Origin of the sequence: Streptomyces sp. NPDC085946, from assembly GCF_044540485.1 — a bacterium.
Classification (GTDB): Bacteria; Actinomycetota; Actinomycetes; order Streptomycetales; family Streptomycetaceae; genus Streptomyces.
Window position 1 is genome coordinate 1 of record NZ_JBITSF010000002.1, and the last position, 16069, is coordinate 16069.

10 protein-coding genes are annotated in these 16069 nt (G+C 75.0%); 6 read left to right on the forward strand and 4 right to left on the reverse strand.

Annotated elements, in window-relative coordinates; all coding sequences use genetic code 11:
- Positions 1-489: 489 nt before the first annotated feature.
- Positions 490-1038, reverse strand: coding sequence for a MarR family winged helix-turn-helix transcriptional regulator (locus ACIF8T_RS05595; protein ID WP_400031520.1), 549 nt, complete (start codon positions 1036-1038; stop codon positions 490-492).
- Between the two features lie 123 nt (positions 1039-1161).
- Between ACIF8T_RS05595 and ACIF8T_RS05600 the strand changes: the two genes are divergently transcribed.
- Positions 1162-2427 carry an MFS transporter gene (locus ACIF8T_RS05600; RefSeq protein ID WP_400032337.1) on the forward strand — a complete coding sequence of 422 codons (1266 nt, stop codon included), beginning with the start codon at positions 1162-1164 and terminating at the stop codon, positions 2425-2427.
- A gap of 67 nt (positions 2428-2494) precedes the next feature.
- Here the strand turns inward: ACIF8T_RS05600 and ACIF8T_RS05605 are convergent, their stop codons facing one another.
- Positions 2495-4138 carry a SpoIIE family protein phosphatase gene (locus ACIF8T_RS05605; protein ID WP_400031522.1) on the reverse strand — a complete coding sequence of 548 codons (1644 nt, stop codon included), beginning with the start codon at positions 4136-4138 and terminating at the stop codon, positions 2495-2497.
- Positions 4139-4310: 172 nt separating this feature from the next.
- Positions 4311-5690, reverse strand: a complete 1380-nt coding sequence (locus ACIF8T_RS05610) for an NAD(P)/FAD-dependent oxidoreductase (RefSeq protein WP_400031524.1) — start codon at positions 5688-5690, stop codon at positions 4311-4313.
- Between the two features lie 374 nt (positions 5691-6064).
- Between ACIF8T_RS05610 and ACIF8T_RS05615 the strand changes: the two genes are divergently transcribed.
- Together ACIF8T_RS05615 and ACIF8T_RS05620 are read left to right on the forward strand one after the other, a co-directional pair.
- Positions 6065-6808 carry a TetR/AcrR family transcriptional regulator gene (locus ACIF8T_RS05615; RefSeq protein ID WP_400031526.1) on the forward strand — a complete coding sequence of 248 codons (744 nt, stop codon included), beginning with the start codon at positions 6065-6067 and terminating at the stop codon, positions 6806-6808.
- Between the two features lie 224 nt (positions 6809-7032).
- Entirely contained in the window at positions 7033-9282 is a 2250-nt protein-coding gene (locus tag ACIF8T_RS05620) for a sigma-70 family RNA polymerase sigma factor (RefSeq protein ID WP_400031528.1), read from the forward strand.
- A 130-nt stretch (positions 9283-9412) separates the two neighbouring features.
- Here ACIF8T_RS05620 and ACIF8T_RS05625 read toward each other — a convergent pair whose 3' ends face one another.
- A complete protein-coding gene (locus tag ACIF8T_RS05625) occupies positions 9413-11545 on the reverse strand; it encodes an asparagine synthase-related protein (protein ID WP_400031530.1) in 2133 nt (710 codons plus the stop codon).
- Positions 11546-12247: 702 nt separating this feature from the next.
- Here ACIF8T_RS05625 and ACIF8T_RS05630 point away from each other — a divergent pair.
- The 3 genes from ACIF8T_RS05630 to trmB all read left to right on the forward strand — a co-directional run bounded on the left by ACIF8T_RS05630 (position 12248) and on the right by trmB (position 16066).
- On the forward strand, positions 12248-13672 hold the full coding sequence (locus ACIF8T_RS05630; RefSeq protein ID WP_400031532.1) for an MFS transporter: 1425 nt from the start codon (positions 12248-12250) through the stop codon (positions 13670-13672).
- A gap of 63 nt (positions 13673-13735) precedes the next feature.
- Entirely contained in the window at positions 13736-14953 is a 1218-nt protein-coding gene (gene lhgO / locus ACIF8T_RS05635) for an L-2-hydroxyglutarate oxidase (protein ID WP_400031534.1), read from the forward strand.
- A gap of 240 nt (positions 14954-15193) precedes the next feature.
- Complete coding sequence (trmB, locus tag ACIF8T_RS05640) at positions 15194-16066, forward strand: tRNA (guanosine(46)-N7)-methyltransferase TrmB (protein ID WP_400031536.1); 873 nt, start codon at positions 15194-15196, stop codon at positions 16064-16066.
- Positions 16067-16069 lie beyond the last annotated feature (3 nt).

The following is a 16069-nucleotide window of genomic DNA, read 5'->3' on the forward strand; positions in this document are numbered from 1 at the left end:
GGAACGGACGCTTCCTTCGTACTCACCCTCGCGGGCTTTCCTCCGGGCGCTTCCCTTCGGTCTTGCGTTTCCGACTCTATCAGATCTTTCCGATCCGATTTCCTCGGTGCTTTCCAGGTTCCCGCTTCCGCGTTTCCCTTTCCGGCGCTTCCGACTCTATCAGATCCTTTCGGGCCTGATCCCCGGTCAGCGGGGGTTGTCCTCCCGGCCGTTGGGCCGTTCCGACGTCTCAAACTCTAGCGCGTTCCCCCGGCGATTCCAAAGTCGGCGCCGATCGGCCCCGACAAGATCGTCGAGTTCCCTATTCGAATTGAATTCGGGCACGCCGAAATCAACCCCGTCGGGAGATCTTGCTAGTGGTGTGAGTGCCGCTCGATGCGGCGGAAGTGCCGTCGCAGAACCGTTACGGCTCTGCGGCAACCCGAAGAACTCTACGGATTGCCCGGGGGGCTGTCAACCACCCCGTGTCAAGATCTTTTGCGTCCCGCGTCAGTCCAGGTCGGTGAGGCGCCCGCCGGCGTCCGGCTGGGCGTGTTCCACCCTACGCAGCAGCCGGGTGAGGACCTCGCCGAGGGCCGAGCGCTCCTCGGCGGAGAGGTCCTGCAGCAGGTCCTCCTCGAAGACCGAAGCAAGGCGCATCGCCTCCAGCCACTTCTCACGGCCCCCAGGTGTCAGCTCGACGATCACCCGAACGCGATTGGACTCGTCCCTCTCCCGGGTCACCAATCCTTCGCCGACCATGCGGTCGATCCGGTGGGTCATGGCGGCCGGGGTCAGGCCGAGCCGCTTGGCCAGGTCGCTCGGGCCCATGCGGTACGGGGCGCCGGACAGGACGAGGGCCTTGAGGACCTCCCACTCGGCGTTGCTGATGCCGAGGGCGGCGGTCTGGCGGCCGTACGCCACGTTCATGCGGCGGTTCAGGCGGGACAGTGCCGACACGATCTTCTCGACCTGGGGGTCGAGGTCCTGGAACTCGCGCTGGTAGGCGGCGATCTGCTCTTCGAGGGTCGGCTCGGCGGCCCCGGCGGTGTCGGCCATGGGCGGCAGTATCGCACGCTCACGCTTTGCCTTGAAGTCCTTCTCTCTGTACTCTTTAGCTTCGAACTTTAGGATCGAAGTCTTCACTGCTAACTAGTGAGAGAGGTGAACGTGACCAGGGCGATGGGCGCAGCGATGCGCCGGATCCACGTGGGGAACGCACTCAGCGCCTTCGGGCTCGGCTTCACCGTCCCCTACCTGTACGTCTACGTGGCGCAGGTGCGGGGACTGGGAGCCATGACGGCGGGTCTGGTGCTCGCCGTCTTCGCCGTCGCCGCGCTGATCGTGCTGCCGTTCGCCGGGCGGGCCATCGTCCGGCGCGGCCCGCTGCCGGTGCTGCTCGCCGCCCTGGTCGCCGCCGCCGTCGGCGCGCTGAGCCTGGGGGTGTCGGGCAGCGCGGCGGCCGTGCTGCTGTCGGCGGCCGTGCTCGGGGCCGGGCAGGCCGTGATGCAGCCGGCGCTGGCGACGATGATCGTGGACTGCTCGTCGGCGGATACCCGCTCCCGGGCGTTCGCCACGCAGTTCTTCCTGCAGAACCTCGGCCTCGGGGTCGGCGGCCTGATCGGCGGGCACCTCGTCGACACCACGCGGGTCTCCTCCTTCACGCTGCTGTTCTCGATCGAGGCGGCGATGTTCCTGCTGCTGGTCGTGGTGCTGGCGACCGTGCGGATGCCGCACTCGCCGCGCGTGGAGGAGGCGCCGGCCGGTTCGGCGCGGGGCGGCTGGAAGCAGCTGCTGGGCAACCGGGCCATGGTGCAGCTGTGCGTGCTGGGCTTCGTGCTGTTCTTCGCCTGCTACGGGCAGTTCGAGTCCGGGCTGAGCGCGTACGGCGTCGAGGCGGCCGGGATCTCCACCTCCGCGCTGGGGACGGCGCTGGCGGCGAACACCCTGATGATCGTGGTCGCGCAGTTCGCGGTGCTGCGGTTCGTGGAGCGGCGCCGGCGGACGCGGGTGATCGCGGCCGTGGGGCTGATCTGGGCCGTGGCGTGGGCAGTGGCCGGCTACGCGGGGCTCGGGGACGCGAGCCCGGAGATGGCCACCGCCGCGTTCGTCTCGACGTACGCCCTGTTCGGGCTGGGGGAGGCGATGCTGTCGCCGACGGTCGCGCCGCTCGTGGCCGACCTCGCGCCGAGCGGGATGGCCGGGCAGTACAACTCCGCCTTCGCCCTGGTGAAGCAGCTGGCGCTGGCCGTGGGGCCGGCGGTGGGCGGGCCGCTCGGGGCGTCGCTGCACGGGCCGTACATCGTGGCGTTCTTCCTGTTCTCGCTGGGGATGTCCGTGCTGGCCGTGCGGCTGGGGCGGGAGCTCACCGATGTGCAGGACCGGCCGTGGGCGGCGCGGAGCCGGGTCGTGGCCCGGGGTGCGGAGCCCGTGCCGGCCGACGTGTGAGGGGAATGCGGCTGCCCCCGGACGAGCGACCGCCCGTCCGGGGGCAGCCGTGTGTCCGCGGGTGTGCTCACGCGCGCGGCAGGGCGAACTCGCACCAGACCGCCTTGCCGCCGCCCGGGGTGCGTCTGCAGCCCCAGTTCGACGCGATGGTGGCGACGATCGCGATGCCCCGGCCCGACTCGTCGCCCGGTTCCGCGCGGCGGCGCCGGGGGAGGTGGTCGTCGCCGTCGGTGACCTCGATGATCAGGCGGCGGTCGGTGCGACGCAGGCGCAGGCGCATGGGGGGCGTGCCGTGCTGGAGGGAGTTGGCGACGAGTTCGCTGGTGGCCAGCACGCCCAGGTCGTGCAGGTCGGCGGGGAAGCGCCAGCTGGTCAGGACGCCGGAGGCGAAGGCACGCGCGCGGGGGGCCGCTTCCACGCCGCCGAGGAGTTCCAGGGCGGCGTTGCGGAAGAGCTCGCCGTCCGGGCCGGTGCGGGCGGGGTGCTGGAGGACCAGGACGGCCACGTCGTCGTCGTGGTCGGCGGTGACCCCGGCCGAGCGGACCAGGCGGTCGCAGACGACCTGGGGGGTGCCGGTGGCACCGGCCAGGGCGCGTTCCAGGGCGGCGATGCCCTCGTCCAGGTCCTCGTTGCGGCGCTCCACCAGGCCGTCGGTGTAGAGGACGGCCGTCGAGCCGGGGCCGAGGGGGACCGAGCCGGAGGAGTGGATCCAGCCGCCGGTGCCGAGCGGGGGACCGGTGGGTTCGTCGGCGCGCAGGACCGTGCCGTGCTCGTCGCGGACCAGGATGGGGAGGTGGCCCGCGGAGGAGTACACCAGCCGGCCCTCGTTGGGGTCGTGGACGGCGTACACGCAGGTGGCGATCTGGTTGGCGTCGATCTCGGTGGCCAGGCCGTCGAGGAGCTGCAGGACCTCGTGCGGGGGCAGGTCGAGGCGGGCGTAGGCGCGCACGGCCGTGCGGAGCTGGCCCATGACGGCGGCGGCGCGCACGCCGCGGCCCATGACGTCGCCGATGACCAGGGCGGTGCGGCCGCCGCCGAGGGTGATCACGTCGTACCAGTCGCCGCCGACGGCCGCCTCGGTGCCGCCGGGGTGGTAGGTGGCGGCGATGCGCAGGTCGTCGGGCTGTTCGAGCTCCTGCGGGAGGAGGGAACGCTGGAGGGTGACGGCCGTCTCGCGCTGGCGGCGCTCGCTGGCGCGCAGGCGCTCGGCGGCCTCGGCGTGGTCGGTGACGTCGGTGGCGAAGACGAGGACGCCGCGGCCGCCCCCGCCCTCGGTGACCGGGGTGCAGGTGAAGGTGTAGGAGCGGCCGTCGGGGGCCTTGCGGGACTTGACCGTGCGGGGCTTGCCGCTGCGCAGCACCTGGTCGAGGAGGGGCAGCAGGCCGAGGGCGTGGAGTTCCGGGAGCGCCTCGCGCGCGGGGGAGCCGACGGGGCGGGTGCCGAAGGCGGTCGTGTAGGCGTCGTTGACGTAGGCGATGCGGTGGTCGGGGCCGTGGACCAGGGCGGCGAGGGAGGGGACGCGGTCGAGGACCTCGCGCACGCGCAGGTCGTCGACGGCGGGGACGGGCGGCGGCTCGTCGGTCGGCTGTTCGGCGCGGGCCGCGGGCACGGAGCCTTCCCCCCGCCGGTCCGGGGAGACCGCCTGCTCGGTCCGCGCCGCGGCGCGGCGCTGCGTTCCGGGGAGCCGGGCGCTCCAGCGCGTGAAGTTCACGAATCCTTGCCTCGTGTAGTTGTCGGCGGCCGGCACCGGAACCGGCCGGGGCCCCGGGGGCCGCACCGGGGTGGGCGGCGGCCCGCCCGCGGTGGTGGACCAGTCTGGCAGTGCGCCGGCCGGGCCAACATCCGTCAGACGCCGGGCCGGCCGGTGGAGTTCCTGGGTCCGGTCAGTTCGACCCCTTCGGGTTGCCCGGCGGGTCGTGAGAAGGCTTTCCACCGGCCGCGAGTTCGAACTCCGCCCGGGGGTGTTCGAGTGATCCCAGGGAGACGATCTCCCGTTTGAAGAGCCCGGCGAGCGTCCACTCGGCCAGCACGCGCGCCTTGCGGTTGACGGTGGGCACGCGGCTGAGGTGGTAGGCGCGGTGCATGAACCAGGCGGGGTAGCCCTTGACCTTGCGCCCGTAGACGTGGGCGACGCCCTTGTGGAAGCCCAGGGAGGCCACCGAGCCGGCGTACCGGTGGGCGTACGTCTCCAGGGGCTCGCCGCGCAGCGCGTGCGTGATGTTGTCGGCGAGGAGCGCGGCCTGGCGGACGGCGTGCTGGGCGTTCGGGGCGCACTCCCCGCCGGGTCCGGCGCCGGTGACGTCGGGGACGGCGGCGGCGTCGCCCGCCGCCCACGCGTGCGCGGTGCCCTCGACCGCCAGCTGCGCGGTGCACCTGAGGCGGCCGCGGCCGGTGCGGGGCAGGTCGGTGGCGTCGAGCAGCGGGTGGGGTTTGACGCCGGCCGTCCACACGACGGTGCGGGTGGGGAAGCGGGCGCCGTCGCTGAGGACCGCCACCCGGTCCGCACAGGACTCCAGCCGGGTCTCCAGGCGTACGTCGATGTTGCGGCGGCGCAGTTCGGTGACCGTGTAGCGGCCCAGTTCGGCGCCGACCTCGGGCAGGATGCGGTCCGAGGCCTCGACGAGGATCCACTTCATGTCCTCGGGCCGGACGGTCCGGTAGTAGCGCGTGGCGTAGCGGGCCATGTCCTCCAGTTCGCCGAGGGCCTCGACCCCCGCGTAGCCGCCGCCGACGAAGACGAAGGTGAGGGCGGCGTCGCGCAGCGCGGGGTCGCGGGTGGAGGCGGCGATGTCCATCTGTTCGAGGACGTGGTTGCGCAGGCCGATGGCCTCCTCGACGGTCTTGAACCCGATGCCGTGGTCGGCGAGGCCGGGGACCGGCAGGGTGCGCGAGACGGAGCCGGGCGCGAGGACGAGTTCGTCGTAGGCCAGCCGCTGCCCGGGGCCGCCCTTCTCCTCGGTGGCGAGGGTGGTGACGGTGGCGGTGCGCCGGGCGTGGTCGACGGACCGGACCTCGCCGATGACGATCCGGCACCGGCCGAGGACGCGGCGCAGCGGGACGACGACGTGGCGGGGCGAGATGGCGCCGGCGGCCGCCTCGGGCAGGAAGGGCTGGTACGTCATGTACGGGTCCGGCGTGACCAGCGTGATCTCGACGGCGCCCCGCTTCAGCTCCTGCCGCAGGTTCTTCTGGAGGCGCAGGGCCGTGTACATCCCGACGTAGCCGCCGCCGACAACGAGAATGCGCGCACGTTCCTTCACCATCCCATGACGCACCCGCCGCTTGCGTTTGTCCACAGCCCCGACGAATTGTGTGACCGCGCAGCGCGGGCGCGCGGAACGGGGCGACGGGCCGCGACACGGGCAAGGCGGCCAGGTCAGGCAGGGTGCGCAGGGGGCGTGCGGGGGCGGCAAAGGGGACGTATACGACCCGTACTCCGATCGGGGGGCGCTCCGTGCGGAATCTGCCCCTTCTGAATTGACTGCCTCTCAACTATGTTCGTGTCGACGGGGTGTAGGGGGATGCGCTCATCGGGTCCGCGACGGGCGGGTTCGGCGACCGGGCTTGTTCCGACACGCTCCGGCTTCGATGGCGGGGAGAGTCTCCGGGGGGAGACGTCGTTACCGGGGGAACACACATGCATGTTCAGGAATCGCATTGGCCGTCCGCGTCCGCCGTGGCGGCCGGCGGCACGACGATGAGCGCGGCGGGGGGCGGACGCGGCGGTACGGCGCGGACGACCCCGCTGCGCGTGGACGCACAGCGCAATCTGGAGCACGTGCTGCGCGCGGCGCGCGAGGTCTTCGGCGAGCTGGGGTACGGCGCGCCGATGGAGGACGTGGCGCGGCGCGCGCGGGTCGGCGTCGGCACGGTGTACCGGCGTTTTCCGAGCAAGGACGTCCTGGTGCGGCGGATAGCCGAGGAGGAGACCTCCCGGCTGACCGACCAGGCGCGTGCGGCGCTCGGCCAGGAGGACGAGCCGTGGTCGGCGCTGGCGCGCTTCCTGCGCACCTCGGTGGCGTCGGGCGCGGGGCGGCTGCTGCCGCCGCAGGTGCTGCGGGTCGGGGTGGCGGACGAGACCGCCGCCCGGGTTCCGCAGCAGCGCACTCAGCCGGGCTCGGGCGAGCTGCGGCTGGTGCCCGAGGCGGCGGCCCACGCGCCGGAGGACGACGCCGGGGCGGCGGAGCTGCTCGAGGTCGTGGGCCGGCTCGTGGAGCGGGCGCGCGCGGCGGGCGAGCTGCGGCCGGACGTGTCGGTGGCGGACGTACTGCTGGTGATCGCGACGGCCGCGCCCTCGCTGCCGGACGCGGCGCAGCAGGCGGCCGCCTCGGCCCGGCTGCTGGACATCCTGCTGGAGGGGCTGCGGTCCCGGCCCGCGTGAGGCGGTGGCCGCGGAGCGACGACGGGGCGCGGGCGCTGCGGCGCCCGCGCGCCGGACGGAACTCCGCGGCATCCTTCCCCGAACGGGGGTGCGCCGGCACTTCTTTTCGACAAGTCCCCTCGGACGAGTGGATGATCCGTTCCGCGAGGCTCTGACCAGCGGTCACCGTGCGATTCTGGCGCGATGTTGGGGACGGGTCGGGCAGCGGGCGGGGGCGTGCCGCGGTGAGCGTCGACGGGCAGGACGGGTCCCGCGCCGACGGGGACGCCACGGCCGGCGCCCCGGCCGCACCGCAGGTGCCGGGTCAGGGGGGTCGCGGTGGGCGGGCCCGTGGGGACCACGGGGTCAAGGGCGTCGCCGGGGGCACCGTGCCCCCGCAGCGCGGCCGTCGTGCGGAGCCTTCGCGGGCCGGTCACCGCGAGGAGATTTCGCGGGCCGGGCGTCACGAGGAACCCTCGCGGACCGGCCGTCACGAGGAACCCTCGCAGACCGGCCGTCACGAAGAGCCCTCGCAGACCAGGCATCACGAAGAGTCTTCGCGGACCGGTCGTCACGAGGAACCCTCGCGGACCGGTCGTCACGAAGAGTCTTCGCAGACCGGTCGTCACGAGGAACCCTCGCGGACCGGTCGTCACGAAGAGTCTTCGCAGACCGGTCGTCACGAGGGCGGCGTGCTGCCGCCGCCCGGGGAGCTGCCCCCTTCCGACGCCGAGCTCATCGGCCGGATGCGCGCGGGCGACGACACGGCGTACGAGGCGCTGTACCGGCGCCACGCCGAGGCGGTGCGCCGGTACGCGCGCACCTGCTGCCGGGACGCCCACACCGCCGACGACCTGACCGCCGAGGTCTTCGCCCGCACGCTCCAGGCGGTGCGCGGCGGTTCCGGACCCGAGCACGCCGTCCGCGCGTATCTGCTCACCTGCGTCCGGCGGGTGGCCGCCGGCTGGACGCGGTCGGCGCGGCGCGAGCACCTGGTCGACGACTTCGCGGTGTTCGCCGCCCAGGCCGTGCGGGGGGCCGGGGTGTCCCGCGACGACACGCAGGACCCGGGCGCCGACGCGCGGGCGATGCACGAGGCCGAGCAGTCCCTGGCGATGCGGGCCTTCCGTTCGCTGCCCGAGCGGTGGCAGGCCGTGCTGTGGCACACCGAGGTCGAGGACGAGTCGCCCAGTGAGGTCGCCGCGCTCTTCGGGCTCGACGCCAACGGCACGCGCGTCCTGGCCAGCCGCGCCCGCGAGGGCCTGAAGCAGGCCTACCTCCAGGCCCACGTCAGCGCCGCCCTGGCCGGGGACGCGGAGTGCGCGCGCCACGCCGACCGGCTCGGCACCTTCGCCCGCGGCCGGCTCCGCACCCGCGCCGAACGGGGTCTGCGCCGGCACCTGGCGGAGTGCGCCAGGTGCCGGCTGGCCGCGAGCCAGATCCAGGAGGTCGCCGGCGGCATCCCCGCCGTCGTGCCGGTCGCGGTCATCGGCTGGTTCGGCACGGCCGGGTACGCCAAGGTGGCCGGGTCCGTCGCCGGGGGTGCGGGCGCCGGTGCCGCGGGCGCGGCCGCCGGTGCCGCGGGCGCGGCCGCCGCGGGCGGCTCCTCCGGCGGGGCGGGCGGTGGTGCGGGCGGCGGAGCGGCGGCTTCCGAGGGGCTGGGCGTCCCCGCGAAGGCGGGCATCGCGGCCGGTGTCGTCGCCGCGGCGGCAGCGGCCGCGTTCGCGCTCGTCCCGGCCGGCGACGACGCACCGGACGGCAAGCCCGCCGCCGGCCCCTCCCCGGCCGCCCCTTCCTCCTCCTCTTCCTCCCCGGCGGGGCGCCCCGCCGGGGACACGCCCGCGCCCCCCGGGGCGGCGCACGATCCGCGGCCCCCGGCGGTCGTGCCCCTGCACGCCCCGGCCCGCACGCCCGAGCCGGCGGCCCCCGCACCGTCCCCGGAGCCCGCCTCCCCGGCCGCGTCCGCCCCGCCCCGGTCCTCGGCACCCGGCACCGCGCCGGCCCCGGGCACGGCTCCCCCGCCCGTCCCGTCGCCGACCTCGACCCCGGCACCGCCCGCCCCTGCCGTCCACCGGTGGAGCGAGCTGCCGTACGACGTCGCCGGCGACGGCACCGGGCCCGAGATGCGGATCGCGCAAAGCAGCTGGGTGTGGCGGCGGCACGGACTGTCGATCGCGGGCCGGTCCTACGCGCACGGCGTGACCGTGCACGGCCGCTCCTCCGTCACCGTCGACCTCAACCGCTCCTGCACCGCGTACCGGGCGCTGGTCGGCGTCGACGATCTGACCGGGCACCTCGGCCCGGTGTCCTTCTCCGTCCACGCTGACGGCGTCCCGCTGTGGAGGTCCGGGGTGCTGACGGGCGGTCACGCGGCGGTCCCCGTCCACGTGGACCTCACCGGCCGCACGACCGTACGGCTGGTGGTCGAGCCGCACAGCCGTCTCGGCACCCCGGCACTGGCGAACTGGGCGGAGTCCCGGTTCGTCTGCGACTAGGGGCTGCCGTTCGGACCAGGTCGCGGGGGATCGGCCGGGTGTCGTCGGCCCCGCGTCCGCGGCGTGATCCGAACGACGGCCCCCGGGGCGTGCCCGGGCCGGAGCCGTCCGCGCCGGGGCGGGCCCGGCGTCAGACCCGTCGCCCCCCGGCCCCCGCCCCCAGCGCACCCCGCTGCGGGGCGATCCCCGCGGGTACCGCGCGCTGGCGGGCCGGTGTGCCCGTCCAGCAGGTGCCGCGGCGGGCCAGCAGCCGGCGCAGCCACAGTTCCAGGGAGACCAGGTCGGCCAGCCCGTCCACCGGGAGGGGTTCGCCGGCCGCCGCGCCGCGCAGGGCCTTGCGGACCACGCGCGCCTCCACCAGCCCCGCCTCCGCCAGCAGCGGCGTCTCGAACAGGTCCAGCAGCGGGTCCGCGGCCACCCGCAGCCCGGTGCGCGCCGCGGCCGCCGCCGTCGCCTGGGTCGGCGTGCCCCAGCCGGGCGGCACCTCCCGTACGCCCGCGCCCTCCAGCACCCGGCGCAGGATCGCCGCCCGCGCGCCCGGCTGCACCCGCAGCGCCTCGGGGAGCGCCCGCGCGGCCCGGACGACCTGGTTGTCCAGGAAGGGCGCGTGCAGCCGCTGGAAGCGGATCTCCGCGGCCTGCTCCAGCACGCGGACGTCCGCCGCGTACCGCGCGAGGGCCGCCCGCGCCCGGAAGTCGCCGGGCCGCTGGCCCGGGCCCACGTCGGAGCGGTGCGTCGACGCCTGGAGGCGAACCGATACTTCAGCCAGCGCCTCCCCGGTCAGCCAGCGCGCCGCCGGTCCGGGTCTGCCCCAGGTGAGCGCGGCGAGCGAGGCCTCCACCGCCCCGCCGGGCGTGTCGGAGTCGTCCGTGCGGTGGTCCAGCAGGCGCTCGGCCAGGGCCTCCAGGCCCGTCCGGTACGGCGTACGGGCCAGTCGCCGGGCCGCGGCGTACACGCGCGCGGGGACCATCACCGAGCCGTCCGCCTTCGCCAGTGCGGCCACGGGCCGGACGAGGTGGCGGCGTTTGCGGTCCATCAGCAGGTCGGCGAGGCGGGCCGGGTGGGCGTCCAGCACCTGGCGCGCGCCGTAGCCGGTGAAGTGGTCGGCGCTGCCGGACGCCAGCCGGGCCCGGTGCCGGGCCGCCGTGACCAGGCACGCCCCCGGCTCGTCGGTGAGCGGCCCGTCCAGGTCGGCGTACGGCAGGGTCTCCTCGCCGCCGGCCACGACCACGTGGTGCAGGCGGGGGTTGGCCGCCAGCGCGCCGGCCCGTTCCAGCTCGGCCTCCCGGCCGCCGGCGGTCAGGTCGTTGAAGGTGACGGCCAGCAGCCGCTCGCCGGCGCCGGTGCCGTGGCCCAGCACCGTGCCCGGCATGCCCGGCAGCCCGGCCGCGAGCAGCGCGAGGGTTCCGGAGGCGGGGCCGCCGGACAGGTCGGCGCCGATGCCGGGCACCGGCATCCCGCGCGCGGCACGCCGCTCGGCGGGTCCCATGCCGGGCACCGGGCCGGGGTCGATGCCGGCGCCGGGCACGTGCCGGGGGGCGGACAGCCGGGTGCGGACGGCCTCGACCAGCGCGTCCCGCACGGCGTCGACCGCGCTGTCCGGGTCGGCCGGGGGCGCGGCGACCGCGAGGGAGGCGACCGGCTCGTACCCGGCGATCTCGCGCGCCCCGGTGCGCAGGATGAGCGCGTGCCCCGGCGGAACGCGCTTCACGCCGTCGTACGGGGTGGAGTCGTGCAGCGCGGCGGGCACGTCGGGGGCGGCGAGCAGCGCGGCGAGGTGCCCGAAGTCGAGGTTGGCCTCGACGAGGTCCGCCAGCGGCAGCGCGGCGGTCGCGTACGCGGTGCCGCCGGCCCAGGGGGTGTGGAAGACGGGCCGGGCGCCCGCCAGGTCGCCGCAGACGGTGACGCGGCGGCCGACCTGCACCACGGCCGTGTAGCTGCCGGGCCAGGCGGTCAGGTGCCGCAGTGCGCCCCCGCGCGCGGCGAACAGGGCGACGCGCAGCTGCTCGTCGGAGGCGCCGCAGGTGCCGAGCACGGCGATGCGGGTCTGGGCGTCGGCCGTGACGACGCGCACTTCGTCGGGGCGCCAGTCGCCGACCGCCCAGAGCGGATCGGGGCCGTCCCACAGGAGCTGGGAGCCCACCGGCTGCACGATCTCTCCGTCGTGTCCGGCGCCGTACCCGGTGCCGTGTCCGGCGGCTCCCGCGGAGCCGGCCCGGACGGAGCCCGCGGCGGTGCTGCTCCAACCCACCAACCACCGCATCGACGCCTCCACAGGCTGTGGACAACCAGTGCACCGTACGAACTGGCTCACCATGCTGCCATGAAGGACACGCCGTAGAGGGTGCGCGAATCCGCTCGCGCTCCGTCGAATGCGCCCCGGCGTGCGCGTCCGCGCCCCGGCGGACACCGGCCACGCCATCGCGTCGCTCCCGTACGAGACGAGACGTGCGATGTGAATGCGCCCCGAAGCGCGCCCCCGAAAGCCTCAACGCGCCGTCAAGTGCCGTGGTAGAAGCGATGTCGACCCACGCAGAACAGGGTCTATTTTCAGCCAAATCGGAGCGGTGGAAACGGCGGCGAACACGCTCCGTACAGGCCCTGCGGACCGCCCGGCGGTCGCGCAGCCCGGGAGACGGAGGCCGCCTCCCGGACCGTTCCGCCACCCGCGGGGATGAAGGCGGCGGTGTCCCCCAGCCCACTGGATCCAGTACAGCGGGCCGACCCACGCGAGGACCATGGAACCGCTCCCGCGATGGCCGGAGAAGAGCGCACGGGCGGGCGCACGGCCACACACCGGGAGCACGTCGCGACTGCGCGTATCGGACCCGCACTTCAGTACGGACCACAATCCCGCCATCCGGAACAATGCCCCTTAACGCTTGGGATGCGGCGAACTACGCTGGGTTTACGAATGCCGCGTGGTTATGCCATCGCGGCAGCCGTCTGTGTCGAGGGGTGGCGCATGTCCAGGGAGCAACGCGGGCCGAACGAAAAACTCGGCGCCGTTCTCGCCCTCGCGGGAATCTCGAACGCGGGCCTCGCCCGGCGCGTCAACGACCTCGGCGCCCAGCGCGGCCTGACACTTCGCTACGACAAGACATCGGTGGCGCGCTGGGTGTCGAAGGGCATGGTGCCGCAGGGCGCCGCGCCGCACCTCATCGCCGCCGCCATCGGCCAGAAGCTCGGCCGCCCCGTGCCGCTGCACGAGATCGGCCTGGCGGACGCGGACCCCGCCCCCGAGGTGGGCCTGGCCTTCCCCCGCGACGTCGGACAGGCGGTGCGGTCCGCGACGGAGCTGTACCGGCTCGACCTCGCCGGGCGCCGCGCCGGCTCCGGCGGCATCTGGCAGTCGCTGGCCGGCTCGTTCGCAGTGAGCGCATACGCAACGCCCGCCTCGCGGTGGCTGATAACCCCGGCCGACAGCTCGGTGGCGCGCGAGGCGAACCCTGCGGAGGGCACCGGCGCACCGATCAAAGTCGGCCACAGCGACGTGCAGAAGCTGCGCGAGGCCGCCGAGGACGCACGGCGCTGGGACTCCAAGTACGGCGGCGGGGACTGGCGTTCGTCGATGGTCCCCGAGTGCCTGCGGGTAGAGGCGGCCCCCCTGCTGCTCGGCTCCTACTCCGACGACGTGGGCCGGGCGCTGTTCGGCGCCTCCGCCGAACTCACCCGCCTCGCGGGCTGGATGGCCTTCGACACCGGCCAGCAGGAGGCCGCCCAGCGCTACTACATCCAGGCGCTGCGCCTGGCCCGGGCCGCGGCGGACGTCCCCCTCGGCGGGTACGTCCTCGCCACGATGTCCCTGCAGGCCACCTACCGCGGCTTCGGCGACGAGGGCGTCGACCTCGCCCAGGCCGCCCTGGAGCGCAACCGGGGCCTGGCCACCGCCCGCACCATGAGCTTCTTCCGCCTCGTCGAGGCGCGCGCGCACGCGCGCGCCGGGGACGCCCAGGCGGCCGGCGCGGCCCTGAAGGCGGCCGAGAGCTGGCTGGAGCGCGCCCGCCCGGGCGACCACGACCCGAGCTGGCTCGGCTTCTACTCCTACGACCGCTTCGCCGCCGACGCGGCCGAGTGCTACCGCGACCTGAAGGCCCCGCGCCAGGTCCGCCGCTTCACCGAGCAGGCGCTGTCCCGGCCGACGGAGGAGTTCGTCCGCTCGCACGGCCTGCGCCTGGTCGTCTCGGCCGTCGCCGAACTGGAGTCGGGCAACCTGGACGCGGCCTGCGAGCAGGGCGTCCGGGCGGTGGAGGTGGCCGGACGCATCTCGTCCGCCCGCACCACCGAGTACGTACGGGACCTCCTGCACCGGCTGGAGCCCTACGGCGACGAGCCGCGCGTGGTCGAGCTGCGCGAGCGCGCCCGGCCGCTGCTGATGGCCCCGGCCTGAGTCGGGCGGCCTCCCGGGTTTGAGGGCATTGTCAGTGGCGCAGTGCACTATCGGAGCCGGGAGGTGGAACAGGTGCGGGCCCAGAGCGCATACGACTGTGACGTGCTGGTGATCGGCGGCGGGATCGTCGGCCTGTCGACGGCGTACGCGATCACGCGCGCCGCGCCGGGCACCCACGTCACCGTGCTGGAGAAGGAGCCGGGCCCGGCCCGCCACCAGACCGGCCGCAACAGCGGCGTCATCCACAGCGGCATCTACTACCGCCCCGGCTCCCTCAAGGCCCGCTACGCGGTGCGGGGCGCCGCCGAGATGGTCAAGTTCTGCGCCGAGTACGACATCGCCCACGCGGTGACCGGCAAGCTGATCGTCGCCACCGACCGCGCCGAGCTGCCCCGCCTGCACGCGCTGGTGCAGCGCGGCCGGGAGAACGGCATACCGGTGCGGGAGCTGGGCGCGGCCCAGATCGCCGAGTACGAGCCGGACGTGCGGGGCCTGGCCGCCATACACGTCGGGACGACCGGCGTCTGCGACTACACCGGCGTCGCCCGCCGGCTGGCCGAGGCGTCCGGCGCGGACATCCGCTACGGCGCGCGGGTCGTCCGCGTCGACCGCCGCCCCCACCTCGGCGTCGCCGCGCTCACCGCGCGCGGGGACGTGGTGCGCGGCCGGGTCCTGGTGAACTGCGCGGGCCTGTACTGCGACGAGGTCGCCCGGCTGACCGGCGACGACCCCGGCGTGCGGATCGTCCCCTTCCGCGGCGAGTACTACGACCTGGCCCGCCCCGAGCTGGTCCGCGGCCTGGTCTATCCGGTGCCCGACCCGGCCTTCCCGTTCCTCGGCGTGCACCTCACGCGCGGCATCGACGGCAGCGTGCACGTCGGGCCGAACGCGGTGCCGGCGCTCGCCCGCGAGGGGTACGGCTGGGGCACGGTCCGCCCGCGCGAGCTGGGCGCCACGCTGGGCTGGCCGGGCTCCTGGCGGATAGCGCGGCGGCACTGGCGGTACGGGGCGGGCGAGCTGCGGCGCTCCCTGTCGAAGACCGCGTTCACCCGGGCCGTGCGGCGGCTGCTGCCCGCGGTGACGGAGGACGACCTGGTTCCGGCGGCGGCGGGGGTGCGCGCGCAGGCGGTGCTGCGGGACGGGACGCTGGTGGACGACTTCCTGATCCGGGAGGGGGCGCGGGCGGTGCACGTGCTGAACGCGCCGTCCCCCGCGGCTACCGCCTCGCTGCCGATCGGCCGGGAGGTGGCTCGCAGGGCACTGGCCGTGCTGGGCGGGTGAGCGGGGCACGGCACCGGTGCCCGGCACCGGTGCCCGGGGCGGAGCCCGGCGTCGATGCCCGGAGCGGCATCGCGAAGCCCGCGTCGAAGCCCGGGTCGAAGTCCCCGTCGGCGCCCGGAGGAGCCCGGCACGCCCGGGCCGCCGCAGGCGTCACCCACTCCCGCCGGAGCCACCGCCCGGACCGTCCCGGGCATCACCCGCCCGCCCGCCCCCCGGCACCGCCGTAAAATCGACCCCACTGTGACTGACTCCGTGAACACCCCCGAAGCCCCCCGGCCCCTGCCCGGACCGTCCCTGCGGCACACCCGGCCGAAGGGGGAGCCGCGCTTCCCGGACGGGCCGAAGGCCGATCCCGCCGGGTCGCACTTCGAGCGGCGGATCCGGAGCTTCCAGCCCCGCCGGAGCCGGGTCACCGCGGGTCAGGCGGAGGCGTTGCAGCGGCTGTGGCCCCGGTGGGGCTTCGACATCGACGGGCACCGCCTGGACCTCGCCGAGCTGTTCGGCAACACCCGCCCCGTCGTCCTGGAGATCGGCTTCGGCATGGGCGAGGCCACCGCCCGGATGGCCGCCGCCGACCCCGGCACCAACATCCTCGCCGTCGACGTCCACACCCCCGGCCAGGGCAACCTCCTCAACCTCGCCGATCAGGCCGGCCTGACCAACGTCCGCGTCGGCAACGGCGACGCGATCATCCTGCTGCGCGAGATGCTCGCCCCCGACTCCCTCGCCGGCCTGCGCGTCTTCTTCCCCGACCCCTGGCCGAAGAAGCGCCACCACAAGCGCCGGCTCATCCAGCCCGCCTTCCTGACCCTGGCCGCCTCCCGCCTCCGGCCCGGCGCGGTCCTGCACTGCGCGACCGACTGGGAGCCGTACGCCGAGCAGATGCTCGACGTGCTCACGGCGCACCCGGACTTCGAGAACACGCAGGCGGCGGGCGGTTTCGCGCCACGCCCCGAGTTCCGCCCGCTGACCCGTTTCGAGGGTCAGGGACTGGACAAGGGTCATGTCGTGAACGATCTGCTCTTCCGTCGCGTACCGCACGGGCAGCAGGTGGAAGAGCACCTGGACCAGCAGCACGCACCGCGCGAAGACAAGCCCCCCGCCGGCGCCTGACCC